Source organism: Thalassotalea crassostreae (genome assembly GCF_001831495.1).
Classification (GTDB): Bacteria; Pseudomonadota; Gammaproteobacteria; order Enterobacterales; family Alteromonadaceae; genus Thalassotalea_A; species Thalassotalea_A crassostreae.
This window is the reverse complement of the sequence record NZ_CP017689.1, coordinates 3,700,385-3,720,521: the sequence shown is the minus strand read 5'-3', so window position 1 is coordinate 3,720,521 and position 20,137 is coordinate 3,700,385. Positions and strand designations below refer to the sequence as shown.

Sequence of the window (20,137 nt, the reverse complement as noted above, 5' to 3'; positions counted from 1 at the left end):
GTCCAGGGGAAGAAGCTAAAACAGTAATAATAACAATACAAAAATAATAAAAGCCACAATTAAAAAAGCCGTATCAACACTGTTGATACGGCTTTTTCTTATTTAAATGCATATTTCTATGCAGTTTAATATATTTACATTGGCATTGGCGCGCCATTTAATAAAGCTTGACCGTTGCTAAATGAAAAACTAAAGGTAATTTTGTCGTCTTCTTTAACCAATACATTTTGCTGAATCATGGCATCGATATCGGCGGTTTTGCCAATGCTTTCGAAAAATGCCAGAGGTGCAGAGCCATTCGCTTTAGCATCTATTGCCATCATCATAGTCATTGGGTTATTTGGATCAAACAAATCAGCATCAAAAGTGATGATCATATTCGAGTCTATCTCGCCTTCATCAGCTTTAAAACCAAGTTTATCGATGCTGAAACTAAAGCCATTCGAAACTAATTGTGGCAACAACTGTTGAAGTTGCATCATTGCGATTGCTTGTTCTTGCTCATTCATCGTTTGCAGTTTCGCAAAAAGCTCCATAAGTTGTTGATAGCTATCGATATCAAGGTTTTTCATTGAGAAATTATAAGTAATTTCATTATATTCTTGGTCGATAACCGTTAATTTATCAGCTACTAAGCTAGCGACAGCATTAAGCTTGTTGTCATCTTCTGTAATGTTACCGGTAAAAGTCATTTTATCCAGGCCGAATTCATCATCAGTATTTGGTGAATGAACCAGAATGTTGGCAAGTTCAATGGTAAAATCACCTGTAGATATCGCCATCGGACTAAAGATATCGCCACGAATAATTTGTTGTGTACTATCTAAAGTGAGTTCTCCAATAGTTACTACAGTCGTATCGTCTTCTTTAATTTTCATACCCTGCCATTGACCGTTAGCGGTAATTTGACCATCCATACTAATGTTACTGGTAAATTCGCCTGGTAATATTTCAATATCAACAGTGTCAAATGGCATAGTGACACCGTGAATTTTGCTTAGTGACGATAAACTACCGTCAAATGCAATTCGTCCAAAGTTTTCCATTGCATAAGTCAATTCATCAAGTTCTGTTGGCATCGCAGCGGCGATTTCACTTGGTAAGCTCATGTCATAAGTAATATCAGCTAAACCTAAGCCGATTCCATTATTAACAAGTACCGGTCCATGTTGTAATTGATGATCTATGGTAATTGTCATCATTTCAAACGGTAGGTTATCATCTTGCGGTAATTCAATCGCTAATTCAGCTTGAGCACTGGCTGTAAACCACCCGCGGTTGTATTCCTTCAATGAAATTTTAAGTTGTGGATGTTGATCAAGCTGCGCATACATGTTGCGAACTTTTTCTTCAGCTTTTTGGCCAATAAAGTATGGCGAAATTAAAACGATGGCGACGATCACCACGAGGGAAATGAGCTTTTTCATTAAAGCAATGTCCTTATTTTTATTAGTAGGTATCTTTTTTAAAGACAATATCATATCAGCAAATAATCAAAAAATGTGCTTTTTTTAACTCAATTTGCCACTATGTTAGTGATTACATTCTTGAACTAAAAACCAAAAACTAAAGCAATAAAAGAAAATAATGAATAAGCCAATTCTTTACTATGTTTATGATCCCATGTGCAGTTGGTGTTGGGGATATAATCCAACTTGGCATAAATTGCAGCAAAAGCTCAGCCCATTAGTCGATATCCAATATCTTGTTGGTGGTCTAGCACCGGATAGTGATGAGCCAATGGCGGACGATATGAAAGCCTTTTTACAGCATACTTGGCGGCGAATATCAGCTCAACTTGGTACTGAATTTAATTTCGATTTTTGGCGTGATTGTCAGCCGCGTCGTTCAACCTATCCTGCTTGTCGGGCGACTCTGATTGCACGTAACCATAATTTAGAACAGGAAATGTATCTGGCGATACAACAAGCTTATTATTTGAAAGCTAAGAATCCGTCGGACTTGTCAACTCTGACTAAAATTGCCAAAGGGTTAGGATTAAATGAAGCTGATTTTGTTAAAAAAATGGCTAGTGAGTCTTTGAATAATCAATTACGTGATGAAATACGATTGGCGCGAGCAATGCCGATCAATGGTTTTCCATCGCTAGTACTTGCGATTAATGGCAATAAATACCCTATAGTGATTGATTATCTTAATTGGAAAGTTAGTTATGACGACGTTATAAAAAGGTTACCAAGCCAATAATTATTCTTCAGTTAGATAATCTTTAAATTCTTTAATTCCAAAATATCGTATGGATTTTTTGTGGGTCACTTTTTTTGCGATCAGTGTATCGCCGCAGTAGATTTTTACAACCTGCTTGTCACCATTGCTATCCACATCATATTGGTGGTTTTTATTGAGTCGCAAATTATCAAATTCGCTACGCATGATTAGTTTCATAATTATTATTATAAAGTAATTGTTAAGAGTTTAACTAGCTCGCTTTCACTAGCATATTTTAACTGAGCGCAAATGTCACTGTCCAAAGGAGCCTTATTTAAATAGTAAAACTTACTCTGATAGATGTACAAATATGGGTTTATGAACTAAGTTAAGTATTCATTATTAAATATAAATAAAACAAAGAATTATAAGGGTTTAGGGGAATTTTATGGTGAAAGGTAACAGCTTGTTTGTTGCTTTGTCGTTTTTACTTGCAGTTAGTACGTCCGCGAGTGTTAGCGCCGAGCAGTTCGATTATGCAGATGTTTTTCAATTAGAATATGCAGCTTCTGCACAAGTATCGAAAGACAAGAAATCAGTCATTTACGTTCGTCGTAGTATGGATATTATGAGTGACTCAATGCGCTCGAGTATCTGGCAAGTCGATTTAAACGGTAAGAATCATCGCCCACTACTTTCTGGCAAAAGTAGTTATCATAGCCCTCGAATTTCACCTGATGGTACTCGCTTAGCTTATGTTAGTGCGTTTGATGGTTCAAGTCAGTTGTACGTAAGATGGCTCGATACCGGACAGACCGCACGAGTGACTAATTTGCAATATTCGCCGAGCAGTATTGCTTGGTCTCCGGATGGAAAAACCATCGCTTTTAGTATGTTTACTCCTGCGCCGTCTAAGTCACTTTTCACTGAAATGCCAGCGCAACCAAAAGGTGCAAATTGGGCAGGTACCGCAACCTATATTGATGATGCTTATTATCGCAGTGATAGTGGTGGTTACAATCCGAGTGGTTTTTCCCATATTTATCTGGTGCCAGCCCTTGGCGGTACTCCTCGAAAAATTTCTAGTGGCAACTTTCACCACGGCGGTTCTATCAGTTGGAGCCGCGATCAAAAATCTATTTATATAAGTGCTAACCGCAATGATAACTGGCAATTGACTCCTTTTCAGGCTGACCTCTACGCCATTGATGTCATCAGCAAAGAAATTTCTGTGGTTATTGAAAGTGAAGATCCTGAGTTTTCACCAATAATCAGTCCGGATGGCAAGTACCTTGCGTTTGTAACCATTGAAGATAATAAGAAAGCGTCACAAAATGCGTTTTTAAAAGTGATGAAACTCAGTGACAAAACGGTAAAATCCTATGTTAAAAAGCTCGACCGTAATATAGAAGATATTCAATGGCGTGATGATAGCCAAGGCCTGTACTTTACTTTTGATGATCATGGTCAAAAGCAATTAGGTTTTGTCGGTCTAAATGGTGAACTCACAAAAATGAAAGTGTTGTTAGGTGGACAGTCACTAGGCAGACCTTATACCTCTGGTGAGTATACTCAAGTTGGTGACGGTAGAATTGTGTATACCGTTGCTAATCCAAATCGTCCGGCAGACTTAGCGGTGATTAATACCAAAGCTGAGTCAACTATGCTAACTCGTTTAAACGAAGATTTAATGGCTCACAAGAGTATGGCAAAAGTAAGAGATTTAACCGTTATTTCTTCCGTTGATAAACGAGCAATTGAAGCTTGGGTGGCATTACCGGCTGGTTTTGACCCTGAGAAAAAGTATCCACTAATTTTGGAAATTCACGGTGGTCCACACGCGGCTTACGGTCCAAATTTTTCTGCCGAAGTGCAATTGATGGCTGCCAAAGGTTACGTAGTTATCTGGGCTAACCCTAGAGGTAGTACATCTTATGGCGCTGAGTTCGCCAACCTGATTGATAAAAAATACCCTTCTGAGGATTATAATGATTTGATGGACGTTGTTGATGGTATTATTGAAGAAGGTTATATCGACGAAAATCAATTGTTTGTCACCGGTGGTTCTGGTGGCGGCACATTAACCGCGTGGATAATCGGTAAAACCGATCGATTTAAAGCTGCCGTAGTCGCTAAACCAGTGATTAACTGGATGAGTTTAGCGCTAACTTCTGATGCCTATATCTACTTCGCCCAATATTGGGTACCTGGTATGCCATGGGAGTTCCCTGAACACTTATGGAAGCATTCACCATTATCATTGGTCGGTAATGTGAAAACGCCAACCATGTTGCTTACTGGTGAAAATGACTATCGCACGCCAATGAGTGAAACTGAGCAGTATTATCAAGCATTGAAATTGATGGATGTAGATACAGCGCTAGTGAAGATAAAAAAATCTGGCCATGGTATTGCTAACAAGCCAAGTAATTTAATTCAAAAGGTCGGTAATATTATTGCTTGGTTTGAAAAATATCAGCAGCAACCTAAAGCGGTACCTGGACGATAAAGATTCAACTCTGTACTAGTGATAGTACAAGCGAGAGTGTTGATGATTAAAAAGAAGCCATCAGACTTAATATCTGATGGCTTCTTTTTTCTGAACTTGCTCTTGTTGATTAGTCTTTTGATTTGTTTGGTGCGGGCAATTGTGCTTTTTTCTTCGACTGCTTTTTCAGTTTTTCTGCATTATCTTCGTGAAAAGAACTCGGTAATATCTCGACACCAACTAAACGACTTAGCTTGATCATTACCGGAATGGTAATGGGCGCAAATGGCAATACTGCAAATACGCCCATGCCTAATCCTTTAAGCAAATCTAGAAACTGATCATTGGCGATTTTCATTTCTTCGCTAGAGGCTTTGCGTCTGGTATATCTGCCGTAAATCGCCAGCATTTCTTTGGTCTCGTCTTTTTCTTGACCAAGGGCATACTTAAGTACCAACATTTTTCGCTTAAAGCGATACATAGTTTTGCGTCGCTTAATTCGAATTATGCGAATTGGAGCCTTAAAAATATATACTCTTAATTTTGCCAAAGTGAAATTTTATTAACTTCTGCGAAAAAATCGCGCGAATGCTAACCCTGCTAGTAATAATAGATTAGTTGAAGACCCGCCACTTGAGTCGCTATCATTTTCTTCTTCAGGCTCTGATGGGGTGCTTTTAGTTGATAATGGTGGTAACTCTGGCTGGGTATCAACATTTTCGTTAACGACAATAATAGATTCGATCATCACAAAGTGTTCATCGGTTAATGGTGAATTGTCAGGTACAGATCTTAGCGGAGTATCAGTAAAACCAGGTAAGTTTTGGATTGAATAATGATCTAGTTCTTCAATAGTTTTTAAAATCTCTAAGCCATCGCCTTGAACAACACCAAATACAGTAAACCCACCATTTTCATTGTCCAAATAGCTACTATTGTTATCCACATTGAAGAACCATTGGTTAGTCGCACTATTTTCATCACCACTAACTTTGGCCATAGCAATAGTGCCAGTAACATTGGAGAATACTGGTTCATTGATTACCGCTGGATTGCTATTGACACTATCAACCATTTGTTCTTCAGTATTATAAAAATAACCGCCACCTTGGATTATAAAACCCGGCACACTGCGATGAATGATGGAGTTATCAAAGTCTTGTGCATGCACATACTCTAGGAAATTCTCTACGGTTTTAGGGGTGTGCTCATCGAGAAGGTTTACTTCAAAGTCACCCATTGACGTTTTAAAAAGTACTACTGTTGCATTGCTCGGCATGGCAATACTAAATAGTAGGGTGAATATTGCAGTTAATTTGATGTGATGATAATTCATTATTACGACTACCTATATGAAATAATTATGCTGATTATACTTAAGAAAAAAGGAATAGCATTAACTAAATATAATTCCATCTAATTAGATTAAAAGGCAGGACATTTTTGACTGATATTATCATATACATCATCAATCGTTCGGCTAACCTCATAGCGACCACCATCTGTTAACTGGGTAATAATAACGTCAGGTAATATGATATTTGTATGGCCACCAAAGCCTGACATTACAGGTAAATGTGTAGGGCTACCACAAGCAGCAAGTTTTGTTTTTTTATCAGCATGGAAACGCCAAAAACCATTATCATAGTGATGATCAGAGTTCAAAACTTTTAGTCCCCGCGTCTGCTTAGTTAATACCTCTCGGACCATTGTAGGATCAAGTAAATCATCATCTAAAGCAAAATCTCGCAAGTACTGACTAAATAAAACGACGTCGTTTACGGTCATCGATAACCCATAACCAGCCCATGCTTCTTGACTATCTGAGGTACGTTGTGAGCCTTTTATGTATTCACTTAATCCTATTTTTTCGTAAATCGGTATGACAATATCGTTGAACCCTTGCGAATTCTTAGACTGTTTGGTTTTTAGAAATTGATTAACGGCATAGCCTACTAATTCAGTATCTGTAGTGTGATATACATGGTAGCGGTTAGGCTCTGTTTGCTTTGGCCAGGCGGTGCATGCAAATGTTGCACGTTTTGCTCTAGTTGTTGGAATAAAGTAACCAAATACAATCGCATCGCTGCTTTCATCGCTTTGATTTTCTAACGATGTGTAATTGCCTGTGGCCATGTCTAAAGCATTTTCTACTGTGACATTCTGCCACCGGCTATCGACATTACATTCTGCCACTAAGTCTTTAATTAAGGTGTTTTTAAAACCAGGATACTGTTTTTCTAGAGCAGCCACAGCGATGAATGCATGCATAGATTTGGCAAAAGAATAAGTGCCAATAGTTTTATCTGTACAATAAGGATGGGGCCCGTATCGAGTATTGCAACCACTGATATAGCTGATGCCGTTGACAGCGATGCTATAACCGTTAATGGTTTCTTTTTTAATTGCATAACCATAGTTAGCAAGGTTAACGCCAGGGTAATCAATGGCTAGCTCTGTTAATGGCTTTGTAGGTAGCCAGAATGCTTGTTCTCTATTTCTACGGTCGATGATTTGTGATTTGTTAGTAATACTTGCCGGTATATACTGGCTTGCTAATGTACCGTAAAACTCAAAACCATAAAACACACAAGTCTCGGCAATGTTTTGTACATGCACATTTGATATTGTTCCATCATTCTTGAACAAAAACGTTGCCAGGCCATTGTGCTCACAATTGGCGTTGTTTTCTTTAATGGTATAAGGGAATGCTGCTCTGGTGTATCCCTTGTCACTTGCCTCATCCCAAACTGCACCAACGCCTGCTGTGATAGACCAAGGTCCATTACCGATAAAGCCATGGTGTCTATCTACAGGAATTAATCTATTATCGCTTTGAACAAAGTCAACATTAAACGTCGGCCATTGTTCAAAACCAGTAAGTAGATCATCCATATCACCATAGTTGCCTACCAATGTCGGTGCTCCTGAGATTATCAACCTGCCTTCAAACTGGTTAATGGTAGGGGATTTATTCGTTGCTGCAAAGCTGCTCGCAGAAAAGGTTTGATCTGCGCTTGAGGTTAGGTACTTAAAAGTGGCCTCTGAGCGAAACTGTGTGGTCGAAGTATAGGCGTAGATGATGGAAATCAGAGTAATGGAGAAAATTATCAAAGTTATCAAAATTATCCAAGTCCGTTGAAAACCTGTCTTCATAAATGAAAAAACTCCCCATTATTATTCTATTAAAACATTATAATGCTCGAACAAACCGAATTTAAGTAGTACCAGTTTCAGTCTTCAACAGGTGCCAATTAGGAAGTTAACTGGTCAATGACTTGTTGAAAAGAGTGTTGCACCATAGCGACTTTCTTGCGCTCTAGAGGTTGGGACTTTACCACCGCTGATAGTTCAAATTGATATTTGAAGATATCATCTTTTAATAGCTTCAAAGTTTCATCTTCGAGTTCTCTTTTAATATAGCTTTTTGGCAAGAAGCCGATGTATTTTCCTGATTTTATCATCGCCAATCGTGTATCAAATTGGTATGAATGCGCTGAGATTTTCAACTGTTTTAATAACGAACTACCCTGATGGCTAATTTCTATACCTGGATGAATTGCTGGCCATTTAATAATATCCTCTTGGCTTAATAACCTAGCATCAACACTAAATAGAGGATGTTGATGACTGCAGCATAGGTAAATTGCTTCTTGATGAAAGCGCTGGTAACTCAATTCTTCCACTTTTTGATAACCTGGAAATATCGCCAGGTGTGCTTTGTCCTCTAATAATTTTTGTTCAATGTTTGCCACTGAATCACCATCAACAATTAAATTAATATCGGGAGCCTGTTGATAAACCAACTCAATTAAATCAGAAAGCATTTGCTGTGTATGTCTATCGAGTTGATCTGAGCAAAGAATAACAATATCGCCGGTTATATCTTGATCTAGAGCGTGAACCAAATGCGAGAAATCGTTAAATGAATCAAATAATTTAAGGCTTGCCCGGTAAATAGCTTGCCCTTCGCGAGTTAAGGAAAAACCTTTTCGCCCTCGAATACATAAAGTTTGCCGTAACCGTGTTTCTAAACTAGCCATATGTATACTGATGGTCGAACGAGTTATTCCTAGAGTTTCTTCTGCAGCTGCGAACCCGCCATGTTCTACAACTTCTTTAAATATCCGCAATAGTTTTAAGTCGTATTCGCTTACAGTTCTTGGTTTATTCACAATCGCCTCTTTGTTTGAAAAAATCAAACTTATGGTTGAATGTTTTATATTTAACCCGATTAAAATTTGTATTTCAATAACAAAATATTCAATTGGAGAAGTTTATGCTTGTATTAAACGACAGTAGCTTACTAAGACCGGGGTCTTATATAGATGGCCAATGGCAAACAAATAATCAACATTTAGCAGTGAGAAATCCGGCCAATGGAGAGCTTTTACATACAATAGCTAACAGTAATGGTATTGAAACCGAGCAGGCAGTTGTTGCCGCGAGAAAAGCATTTACTAGCTGGAAAAAAACGACCGCTAATGAACGAGCAAGCATCATGCGTCGGTGGTTCAATTTGATAATGGAACATCAGCAAGATTTGGCCAAAATACTCACAGCTGAACAAGGTAAACCGTTAGCAGAAGCAAGTGGTGAAATTGGTTATGGTGCGGCTTTTATTGAGTGGTTTGCTGAAGAGGCGAAACGAGTATATGGCGATACAATTCCTGCCCCATCTGGGGATAAACGAATTGTCGTAATAAAGCAGCCTGTGGGTGTTGTTGCAGCAATTACACCGTGGAATTTCCCTAATGCAATGATCGCAAGGAAAGCGGCAGCGGCTCTTGCTGCCGGTTGTACTTTTATTGTTAGACCGGCAACTCAAACGCCTTTATCGGCATTAGCACTCGCTGAATTAGCACAGCGAGCAGGTGTTCCTGCCGGCGTTTTTAATGTTGTTGTTGGCGATAACGCGCGAGCAATGGGGCAGATTTTAACTAGTCACCCTGATGTTGATAAATTTACTTTTACTGGCTCGACTGGCGTGGGTAAATCATTGATAGCCCAGTGTGCGACAACGGTCAAAAAAGTGTCGATGGAGCTTGGCGGGAATGCACCATTTATTGTGTTTGATGATGCTGATGTCGATGCGGCGGTCGCAGGTGCGATTGCCTCGAAATATCGAAATGCTGGGCAAACGTGTGTGTGCACTAATCGGATTTTCGTGCAGCAAGATATTAAAGACGAATTTACTGAAAAATTTGTTTCGGCGGTGAAGCAGCTGCAAGTTGGCGATGGTTTTGATGAAAATGTGGTTATTGGTCCAATGATTTCAACGCAAGCGGTAAGAGATGTACAAAATCTCGTGCAAGAGTCGATTAGTCAAGGGGCGGTAGTCGCATTAGGTGGAGATAGTCATAGCGCCGGTGATTGCTTTTACCAACCGACAATTATGACCAATGTCAGCAATGATATGGCTATTGCCGCAAACGAAATATTTGGTCCTGTATCACCGATTATTGCCTTTGATAATGAAGATGAAGTGATTGGCTTGGCGAATGATACAGAGTATGGCCTAGCTGCCTATTTTTATGCCCGAGATATTGGCCGAATTTGGCGAGTCGCTGAAGGTTTGGAATATGGCATGGTAGGTATTAATGAAGGCATCATTTCAAATGCAGCAGCACCTTTTGGTGGTATGAAACAATCGGGTAACGGTCGAGAAGGTTCTAAGTATGGCCTTGATGACTATTTAGAAATCAAATATTTATGTATGGGAGGGTTAGACAAATGAACCCAGTGAATGTAAAAACCAATGCAGATTTACAACAACGTAAAGTAAAAGCGATTGCTCGCGGGCAAGGTAACGCATATCCAGTATACGTTGAAAAAGCTAAAAACTCAGAAGTTTGGGATGTTGAAGGAAAACGCTATATTGATTTTGGAACTGGTATAGCGGTCTGCAATACTGGACATAGTCATCCAAAAGTAGTCGCTGCAGTAAAAGCGCAAGTCGATAATTTTAGCCATACCTGTGTCATGGTTAATCCTTACGAAGTTGCCGTAGAATTAGCCGAGAAACTTACTACGTTAGCGCCCGGAGAGAGTGACAAGAAAGCGGTATTTGTGACTACTGGTGCTGAAGCGGTAGAAAATTGCATTAAAATTGCGAGAGCCTATACCGGTCGAAGAGGTGTAATTGCTTTTAATGGCGGCTTTCATGGGCGTACTAATTTGACCATGGCATTAACTGGTAAAATAACGCCTTATAAACATTTGTTTGGCCCATTCGCGGGTGATATTTTTCACGCGCCATTTCCGATTGAATGTCATGATGTAACCGTTGAACAGTCTCTGAAAGCGCTAGATAACCTGTTTAAGGTAGATATCGCACCGAGCGACGTAGCAGCCATTATTGTTGAACCAGTGCAAGGTGAAGGTGGATTTTATCATGCACCTAAAGAGTTTTTAAAAGCGCTGAGATCGAAATGTGATGAACTTGGAATTGTGCTCATTGCCGATGAAATCCAAACCGGTTTTGGGCGCACGGGCAAAATGTTTAGCTGTGAACATGCAGAAGTTGAGCCAGACTTAATTACTATGGCAAAAGGTATTGCTGGTGGATTTCCAATCGCTGCAGTAGTGGGTAAAAGCGATATTATGGATGCACCTTTGCCAGGAGGGTTAGGTGGTACTTATGGTGGTTCACCTGTTGCTTGTGCAGCGGCACTTGCAGTGCTTGAGATTATTGAAGATGAAGACCTAATCAATAGATCAAACGTTATAGGAGACACATTTAACCAGCGACTTCGTCAATTGCAGAGTCAACATCCTAATTTAATTCTTGATGTGCGTAATCAAGGCTCAATGATTGCGCTTGAATTGGTGCATGATGGCGATAAAGAGCAACCTAATGTGCAATTAACGCAAGCCATTATTGCTAATGCTGCGGAACATGGATTGATATTGCTAGCCTGTGGTTTTTATGGCAATGTGATCCGATTCTTACCGGCGCTAACAATATCAGATGAAATATTGAATGAAGGATTAAATGATTTTGTTCGTTTGTTCAATAAGCTTGCAAGCTGAATTAAAAGTACGCTAGGTTAGTGTTATTAATAACATAAATAACATTAACCTATGCTTAATCGTTTAATCTATCTCGATGCAAAGTTATCTGAAAGCCTGCAGTCTCAGCTAAGACAAAAGCTTGTAGAAGGTATTCTTGTAGGCTCTTTTGCCGCGGGCAGTAAACTGCCATCATCACGAAAACTTGCTCAGCAATTAAACATTTCTAGAAATACCGTGGTGCTGGTATATCAAGCCTTGTTGGCGGAAGGATATATCGAATCTCGTGAACGTAGCGGTATTTTCGTGAGTGAAGAAATTAACCGCGGTAAAGTAGAGTTTGTCGATAGTGATATTAAATACAACCCTAAACAAAGTGATAATCAACGCCGCTTTAAAGGAGCAATAGCAGCGACCAATGCGGCCTCATGTCCTGCGGATTGGCAAAATTACTCGTTTCCCTTCATTGATGGCAAATTTAATTCATCACTATACCCAGTTAAAGAGTGGCGAGAGGCTGTAATTAAGGCCAACAGTACTCGTGAACTTTATTTATGGGGACAGTTAAAAAGTGGTGAAGATGACCCCATGTTGCTCGACGAAATTCGCACTAAAATACTTCCAAGAAGAGGTATTCAAGCGAGTAGAGACGAAATCTTAATTACCGTAGGAACGCAACAAGCATTGCATTTAATCACTCAATTATTTGTCGATGAAACTGTTGAAGTGGCGGTTGAGGAGCCAGGCTATCCAGAAATGCGAGCGTTGCTAGAACAAAAAAAAGCAAAACTATTACATCAACCTATTGATGACAAGGGCCTCATTGTTGATGACCGATTGAATGACTGTGACATTATTTATACCACTCCTAGCCATCAAACTCCGACCAGTATTACCATGTCGCTTGAGCGCCGCGATCAGTTGTTAAACAAAGCTAAAGAGCAAGATTGTTTAATAATCGAAGATGATTTTGAATTTGAAAGTAATTTTTTGGGGCATCCACATCCGGCACTACGAAGTTTAGATACCGATAACCGCGTCATCTATGTTTCTTGTTTATCTAAAGTACTTGCTTCAGGAGTACAAATTGGTTTTATTGTCGCTGACGCAAGCGTGATTACTGAGCTTAAAAAACTGCGAAAATTAGTACTGCGAAACCCTCCTATTAGTAATCAAAGAACCGTGGCGCATTTTTTAGCAATGGGCCATTACGATGCCTTTATGATGCACTTACATAAAACCTTTTTTGAACGTTGGCTGACACTGCGAGAGGCACTGAACATATACTTACCAAATTGTATTGATACCGGACCAATTCAAGGAGGGACGGCGTATTGGATTACCGGACCGAAACAACTTGATGGTGAATACTTGCGAAAGAAAGCGGTAGAACACGGTATATTGATCGAACCGGTAAAGCGCTATTTTGCATTGGGTTCTTCACCAAGTAATTGTTTTCGTATGGGAGTAACTAGCATTCCGAATGAAAAAATTCGCGAAGGTGTTAGAAAACTAGCGCAACTTATTCATCAGCTAACTGATGAACACGAAGAAAAGCTGTCTAATGCCACGGGTAAATTATTAGAACAGCAACAACTAGAGCAAATATTACCTGGTGCGTTATTGGAGTGTCAGATGGTTTATGGCGTTCCTTGCACCATAGAACTAAAAGAAAATGGCCGTATGATTGGCCAAACATTTGGCAATGATAATGAAGTCGATACGGGCCGTTGGTGGATAGAAAATGGTATGTATTACCGCAAATGGAACTTGTGGGGATACGGTGAAATGCGTGGCTTCTACGTTATTATGGATGGTAATGAAATGAAGTGGTTTGATCAAAATTATTGCTTTGTACGCACCTTAACCTATCAACAATCTACCCCTGAATAACCTTACAAAACTGGTACCATTGTTTTAATCAAACTGGTACTAACACAGTTTGCCCTGCCCCTGTAGATTATTTAAACAATAATACTTATAAACCCAATCTAAGGACATTATAGATGAGCCATTTTGCTATTGCCGGCCTACAAATGAATTTGTCTAATGGTGATAATTTATCCGAAATAGCTAGTGAAATAGTTAGAACTAAAAAGCGTTTTCCTTGGATCGATATGATTGTATTAAGTGAACTTGCCAGTTTTGGAAGCGACAAAAAATACGCCCAATCATTACCTGGTGATGCAGAAAATTTTTATTGCCAATTGGCTCGAGACAATAATGTCTGGTTGATCCCTGGTAGCCATTATGAGCAAACACCAACTGGCATATTTAACACTGCGTCGGTAATTAATAATCAAGGTCAGGTCGTTGCTCGTCACCGCAAAATTTATCCATTTTTACCTTATGAATCAGATATTAATGCTGGAAATGAATTTGTCGTATTTGATGTGCCGGGCGGGCGTATTGGTGTTGCCATTTGTTACGACCTTTGGTTTCCTGAGGTTGCGAGAACACTTGCATGCGAAGGTGCAGAAGTGCTCATTTACCCAACATTAACGGGCACAATTGATAGGCCGATGGAGTTGATATTAGCACAAGCGACAGCGGTAAATAATCAATGTTACGTAATGACGATAAATGCGTCAGGTGGGATTGGTAATGGTCAATCGAATGCTATTGGCCCGGATGGCCAGATTATTTACCAAGCGGGCTGCGCAGCAGAATTAATTCCCATTGAAATTGACTTTGAGCAGGTAAGAAGAAATCGAGAGCGTGGCTTACATGGACTAGGCCAAGTTTTAAAAAGTTTTCGTGACAATGAAGTCGAATATACGGTTTACAAAAATAAAGAATGCAAAAACAAAAGCTTAAGCTCACTTAGTAAATTAGAAGTGCCGGGCATAAAAGAAAAATAAAAAGAATAAACTATCTGTCTTGAACTGGACCTATGACTTCTTACCAACTGGTACTAAGAATTTGTGAATGACTGGTTTACGCTCAAAACAGGCTAAAAAAACAACAACTATTGGAGCCACCATGAAAAAAGTTACATTCAACAGATCAACAATAGCGACAGCGGTAAGTACTGCTATTTTATTGTCGGTGCCATCGGCAGCTTACGCTGAAGAAGCGCAAGCAAGTGCAACTGAAGACAAGAAAATAGAGCGAATTCAAGTAACGGCAACTCATCGTTCAGTATCACAAGAGGAACTACCGTTTAACATTTCTTCGGTTCAAGGCGAAGAAATTGAAGGTTTAGCGATTGTGGATAATGCCGAGTTACTCCGTAATGTTGCGGGTATTACTGTTGTAGACCGAGGTCAACGTAATGGTGGTACGACTAACTCTATGATTATTCGAGGCTTGAATGTTGAAAGTGGTACACCTGACGATGTTGGTGAATCTACCGTTCCGACAGTGTCTACCTATGTCGACAGTACACCAATTTTTGCGAATTTCCTATTAAAAGATATTGAGCGAGTAGAAATCTTAAGGGGTCCGCAAGGTACTTTATATGGTTCTGGTTCATTAGGTGGTACGGTGCGTTACATTATGAACAAGCCAGACGCTGATTTAACTGAAGGTAGTTTTAAATTGGACTTGAGCCAAACAGATGGTTCCGATGGCCAAAACCTCGGTTTTGATGCCATGTATAATATGCCTGTTGGTGAAACATCTGCATTAAGATTTGTTATGTCTCATGTCGATCAAGACGGTATTATCGATGCCCCTAATTTATATCAATTGGATGATAATGGCATTCCATTAGTAAAAGATGATGCTGGTAACTGTAAAAGCGTTTCAGATGGCAGCTTAACATCTCAACAAGTTACCTTTAACGGCGCTTGTTACGAGTCTAAAGATGATATTGATTCAGTAGAAATGACCTATTTTAAAGTAGCATTTGCCACAGAATTAACCGACGATATTAATTTATTAATTACCCATCATATTCAAAGTGATGAAGTTGGTGGTCGTAGAGCGGTAACAAACGGTGCAGATTATTACGGCAATGAATACGGCGAATATGAAAATGGACTGACTGCATTAGAGCCATCAGAACGTGACGTTTCTTTAACCAGTTTAGAGATAGAAGCGGATCTTGGCTTTGCGACACTTACCTCGAGTTCGTCGGTATATGATCATGACGGTTCCGGCTGGCGCGATAATACCAGTTTATGGGTAACAGATAGAACCGGTGGTGCGGGTTTTACTAACTGGTTTGATATTCTTTATACGGGTAATCCGCGCCCTTTAGCACACGTAGAAGCGGGCTTTGAAGACGAAGCAATTATTCAAGAGTTTAGATTAGTATCCAATACTGATGAAAGTGACAGTATCGATTGGATAGTAGGTGCGTATTACATGGATCAAGAGCGCACAACAACTAACTTTAGTCATCTTCGTGGATTAGAAGAATATGGGTTTGCGTGTATAGACGTAGGTGCTAGCTGTGCTTCCGATGGTTCGTGGTGGGCTGGCGTTGATGCAATTAACGACATGGATTTTAGTTATATTCGTAAAGAAACGTTTGAAGATATGGCACTATACGGCGAGCTAACTTACAAATTTAGCAAGCAGTTTAGAGTCACTGCCGGGGTTCGTTGGTTCGACAATGAGTTAACCAATGAAACTTCTACCTTCTTCGCATTTTTGCAGCCTGAAGACATCCCGTTTGTTGAATATCCGACACAAAGCGAAGACGATATTTTGATGAAGCTAAACATTTCTTATGACATTAGCGACCAAACAATGTTGTATGCAACGTATTCAGAAGGTTTCCGTCGTGGCGGCTCAAATGCAATTCCAGATAGTGGCCCGTTTGCAGAATATCGACCTGAAACAGTATCTCTTTATGAAAAAGATACCGTAGAGAATTACGAAATAGGTATAAAAGGCTACACCGATAATATTACTTACTCAGCAGATATTTTTATGGTTGATTGGGATCAACCACAGTTAAATACATCGACAGCTTGGTGGGCATTCTTTATGGCTCAAAATGGCGAAAGTGCTGAAAGTAGCGGTGTTGAACTTGAAATGAATGCTCAGTTATCGAGCAGTCTAAATCTTAATATTGGTTATGCATTTGTTGAATCAGAATTAAGTGATGATCTAATAGCTCCGCAATATGAAAACGTAATCGCTGAATCAGGTGCGCGTTTACCAGGCGTTGCCGAGCATACCTTCTCTATGAGTTTAAAACATATGACCAACCTTACTGATGAGGTTGAAATGGTCAGCAGAATTTCTGGCTACTATCAATCAGATTCAGTTAACTCAGTGGTTGAATCTAGTTCTATATACGATGAATTTGACGGCTTTACTATATTTAATGCTTCAGTCACTTTTGTTATGGATAATTGGGCGACGAGTTTATACATGAAGAACATAAGCAATGAAGAGGGCGTAACAGCAAGTTATCCTGACTCATACTTAAGTACCGATACCGGTGTATTTGAAAATTACTATGGTAATAACCAACGTGATTATATTGCCCGACCTCGTACAATTGGCGCAACCTTGTCATACCAATTTTAAGCTACTCCCTAAGCAGTGGATACTGAGCCCCGCAGGGCTCAGTGTTTACTTTTTAGTAATCTATAAGTTGATGAATCTGTTTAATTATTGATATATTGGTAGAAAAAAATATGACAGTGCAATCATCTTCACAACTTGAATTAAAAAAGCTTATTGATTCAGGCTGGCGCTCCTTAGATACAGGCGACGTTAAGCAAGCAATTTCAATTAGCCAAAACTTAACTAAAAACACTCCTAATTTTGCTAGCGGATGGTATTTTACCGCGCAAGTTGCGTTGCGTATTAATAACATGGCAGCAGCGATACAGTCTTTGAAAAATGCCTGTAAGCTTCAGCCGAGAAATACTGGTTGGAAGCTTGCGCTGGCGCACACACTGTTAAACACAGCTGAATACGAACAAGCACGACTATTACTTGATAGCCTGAGTCATCCTTCGCCAAGAGATAACGTAAATAACTCTTCATTTAGCGCCATTGAACAAAATCAATTGGCATTACTGTATGCACGATTAAATCAAAATACGCAGGCGGTAAAACACTATCTATTGGCTTGTGAATTAGAACCAAATAACTATGACCATTATTACAGTTTGGCTGCAGTCTATCGTCAAATGGGCAATATATCTCAAGCAATAGAATGCCTCAAAAAAGCGATAACTCTAAATCCGTTAGACATTGATTCTCATGTCTTGCTCGTTGATACCGAAAAACAAACGGCGGATCAAAATCATATTGAAACTTTAGTTTCGCTATTAGCTAAAGCATCGTCAAATAAGCAGAGAGTGCAAATAAACTTTGCCCTAGCAAAATGTTACGAAAGCATTGGCAATTATGAGCAATCGTTTTCCGCATTAACTGCGGGCGCAAACTTGCGACGAAGTGAAATTCAATATCAAAGTAGCAGTGATGCACAAATTATTAAAACCATTATCAATACGTTTAGCAAGGATTGGAATCAGCAACAAATAGACAGTTTGACACCTGAGTTAACACCAATATTTATTGTCGGCCTTCCTCGGACCGGTTCAACGCTTGTCGAGCAGTTATTATGTGCAGATGATAGTGTTTATTCAGGTGGTGAAATGAATGATTTCTCTCGATTGTTGATGAAGCAAGTGAGAACACAGCAAGGTAACAAACCACTGAATCCTCAACAATTAGTTGAAGCGTCTAAAAATGTTAATTTTCAAAAGCTTGGTGAGGATTACATCAATGCCGTAAGGCAACAGTTAAACATGCAAAACTCTATATCTAGTGGATATTTTACCGACAAGTTACCGCTCAATTACCTGTATTTGGGACTAATTAAAAAAGCATTACCCAATGCCAAGTTCATTCATGTTAAACGGAATCCAATGGACAGCTGTTATGCAATGTACAAAACCTTATTTGAACAGGTGTATCCATTTTCCTATGAGCAAAAAGAGTTAGCCCAATATTACGGCAATTATAAAATGTTGATGGAGCATTGGCAGGCTTGTGAAGTGATTAATATATTCAATGTTGATTATGAAGATCTAGTTGCAGACCCAGAAAATACATGCGCACGGCTATTTGAGCATTGTGACATTATTTGGCACTCACATTATCGGCAATTGGCTCGCAATCAAGGTGCAGTGAAAACAGCAAGTTCAGTGCAAGTTAGAGAAGAAATATATAAAGGGTCGGTGCAAAGGTGGCGGCATTATGAGCAGCAATTAAAACCATTGAGAAGTGAATTGCTAGCTTTAGGAATAGACATAAACGAAAATAAATAGTTGGCCAATATGAATGACAATGTAGTGATTAAAGAAAATAGCTTTTTAAATATAAATAAAGCGAGTGCTAATGGTGTAATGGCACGAATATTTCTTGCCTTTTTAACCACGGCCGGGATCTTTTACGTCAATATAATGCCTGCCATTATTGATGGTTTGAAAGACGGCGCGGGCTTTACCGATCAACAGGCGGGCTTTGTTGGTTCGGCAAATTTATATGGCGCAGCATTTGGTGCACTTCTAGCAGTATTTATTATCAAAAAAATTAACTGGCAACGCTGGAGTTATGCACTTTTAGTGGCGATATTAGCAATAGACTTTGTTTGTATCTATATTAATTCGCCAACGATGATGATTGCCATACGAGCGTTACATGGAATTACTGGCGGCTTATTGGTGGGCATTGGCTTTGGGATTATTTCTCGTACCTCGGAAGCAGACAAAACCTTTGGCTATTTATTGCTAATACAATGGAGTTTAGGTGGTTTAGGTATTATGTTTTTGCCAGGTTTAGTGCCTGAGTATGGAACTGCGGCAATGTTTATTTCGTTAATGGTCTTTACCGTGGTGACTTTAATGATGCTACCATTTTTAGGCGATTATCCAATTAAAAATGATGAGCATAAAAGCACTAATACGGCTAAAATTAAACGCCTACCGTTAATGCTCACATTGTTCGCGATATTTATGTTCCAAGGTGCGAATATGGGCTTATTTGCTTATGTTATTGGCTTGGCTAAAGCGGAAGGGTTAATGATTGACTTTATTAGTACATCTCTAGGTCTTGCCAGCTGGATTGCATTGTTTGGCGCGTTTTTAGTCATAGTTATCGGTACAAAATATGGTCGAACAGTACCGATTATTGCCGCGATTGTTTTAACGGCGATTAGCACTTGGTTATTGCATTTTAGCGAAAGCGCCAATGTCTATCTTATTGCCAATATTATTATTGGTATCACTTGGGCGTTCATACTGCCGTATCTATTTGGCATATGCTCTGAACTAGATAAAGCTGGGCAAATGGCTGCACTGGGCGGTTTTGCATCAAAAATGGGGCTGGCTTCGGGTCCTATGGTTGCAGCGCTATTTCTGGGTAACGACAATTATGGCCTGTTAATTGACATGGCGGCAATTGGTTTAGTTATCTGTGCCATTGCCGCTTTTTATCCTGCACGTTTGCTCGATACCGCTAAATAATAGGCGTTTTTGATAATATAGCGGGCTT

15 protein-coding genes are annotated in these 20,137 nt (G+C 39.5%); 9 read left to right on the top strand and 6 right to left on the bottom strand.

Going from position 1 to position 20,137, the window contains the following annotated elements; all coding sequences use genetic code 11:
- Positions 1–134: 134 nt before the first annotated feature.
- Positions 135–1,427: a DUF945 family protein gene (locus LT090_RS16040; RefSeq protein ID WP_068547408.1), complete on the bottom strand. Its 1,293-nt coding sequence runs from the start codon at positions 1,425–1,427 to the stop codon at positions 135–137.
- Positions 1,428–1,587: 160 nt separating this feature from the next.
- Here LT090_RS16040 and LT090_RS16035 point away from each other — a divergent pair, with 160 nt between their 5' ends.
- Complete coding sequence (locus LT090_RS16035; RefSeq protein WP_068547410.1) at positions 1,588–2,208, top strand: DsbA family protein; 621 nt, start codon at positions 1,588–1,590, stop codon at positions 2,206–2,208.
- Here LT090_RS16035 and LT090_RS16030 read toward each other — a convergent pair whose 3' ends face one another.
- Entirely contained in the window at positions 2,209–2,406 is a 198-nt protein-coding gene (locus LT090_RS16030; protein WP_068547412.1) for a hypothetical protein, read from the bottom strand.
- A gap of 211 nt (positions 2,407–2,617) precedes the next feature.
- Between LT090_RS16030 and LT090_RS16025 the strand changes: the two genes are divergently transcribed.
- The gene (locus LT090_RS16025; RefSeq protein WP_068547414.1) at positions 2,618–4,678 is read left to right on the top strand and encodes an alpha/beta hydrolase family protein; all 2,061 of its coding nucleotides are present in this window, start codon (positions 2,618–2,620) and stop codon (positions 4,676–4,678) included.
- Positions 4,679–4,787: 109 nt separating this feature from the next.
- Here the strand turns inward: LT090_RS16025 and LT090_RS16020 are convergent, their stop codons facing one another.
- The 4 genes from LT090_RS16020 to LT090_RS16005 all read right to left on the bottom strand — a co-directional run bounded on the left by LT090_RS16020 (position 4,788) and on the right by LT090_RS16005 (position 8,832).
- Positions 4,788–5,138, bottom strand: a complete 351-nt coding sequence (locus LT090_RS16020; RefSeq protein WP_226996500.1) for a hypothetical protein — start codon at positions 5,136–5,138, stop codon at positions 4,788–4,790.
- 81 nt (positions 5,139–5,219) lie between these two features.
- Positions 5,220–5,993: a peptidylprolyl isomerase gene (locus tag LT090_RS16015; RefSeq protein ID WP_068547417.1), complete on the bottom strand. Its 774-nt coding sequence runs from the start codon at positions 5,991–5,993 to the stop codon at positions 5,220–5,222.
- Positions 5,994–6,082: 89 nt separating this feature from the next.
- A complete protein-coding gene (locus tag LT090_RS16010; RefSeq protein ID WP_157726655.1) occupies positions 6,083–7,813 on the bottom strand; it encodes a hypothetical protein in 1,731 nt (576 codons plus the stop codon).
- Between the two features lie 98 nt (positions 7,814–7,911).
- Entirely contained in the window at positions 7,912–8,832 is a 921-nt protein-coding gene (locus LT090_RS16005) for a LysR family transcriptional regulator (protein ID WP_226996499.1), read from the bottom strand.
- A gap of 104 nt (positions 8,833–8,936) precedes the next feature.
- On the opposite strand from LT090_RS16005, the gene LT090_RS16000 reads away from it, so the two are divergent.
- The 7 genes from LT090_RS16000 to LT090_RS15970 all read left to right on the top strand — a co-directional run bounded on the left by LT090_RS16000 (position 8,937) and on the right by LT090_RS15970 (position 20,109).
- Complete coding sequence (locus LT090_RS16000; protein ID WP_068547421.1) at positions 8,937–10,394, top strand: NAD-dependent succinate-semialdehyde dehydrogenase; 1,458 nt, start codon at positions 8,937–8,939, stop codon at positions 10,392–10,394.
- Positions 10,391–11,689, top strand: coding sequence for a 4-aminobutyrate--2-oxoglutarate transaminase (gene gabT / locus LT090_RS15995; protein ID WP_068547423.1), 1,299 nt, complete (start codon positions 10,391–10,393; stop codon positions 11,687–11,689). Before LT090_RS16000 ends, gabT begins: the two co-directional genes overlap by 4 nt.
- A 51-nt stretch (positions 11,690–11,740) precedes the next feature.
- Positions 11,741–13,561, top strand: coding sequence for a MocR-like pyridoxine biosynthesis transcription factor PdxR (gene pdxR, locus LT090_RS15990; protein WP_068547425.1), 1,821 nt, complete (start codon positions 11,741–11,743; stop codon positions 13,559–13,561).
- Between the two features lie 113 nt (positions 13,562–13,674).
- Positions 13,675–14,529 (top strand): carbon-nitrogen hydrolase family protein, encoded by an 855-nt coding sequence (locus tag LT090_RS15985; protein WP_068547427.1) that lies wholly within the window; start codon positions 13,675–13,677, stop codon positions 14,527–14,529.
- Positions 14,530–14,650: 121 nt separating this feature from the next.
- A complete protein-coding gene (locus LT090_RS15980; protein ID WP_068547462.1) occupies positions 14,651–17,155 on the top strand; it encodes a TonB-dependent receptor in 2,505 nt (834 codons plus the stop codon).
- A gap of 110 nt (positions 17,156–17,265) precedes the next feature.
- Positions 17,266–18,912 (top strand): tetratricopeptide repeat-containing sulfotransferase family protein, encoded by a 1,647-nt coding sequence (locus LT090_RS15975; RefSeq protein WP_068547429.1) that lies wholly within the window; start codon positions 17,266–17,268, stop codon positions 18,910–18,912.
- Positions 18,913–18,921: 9 nt separating this feature from the next.
- A complete protein-coding gene (locus LT090_RS15970) occupies positions 18,922–20,109 on the top strand; it encodes an MFS transporter (RefSeq protein ID WP_068547431.1) in 1,188 nt (395 codons plus the stop codon).
- The last annotated feature ends 28 nt before the right edge of the window (positions 20,110–20,137 follow it).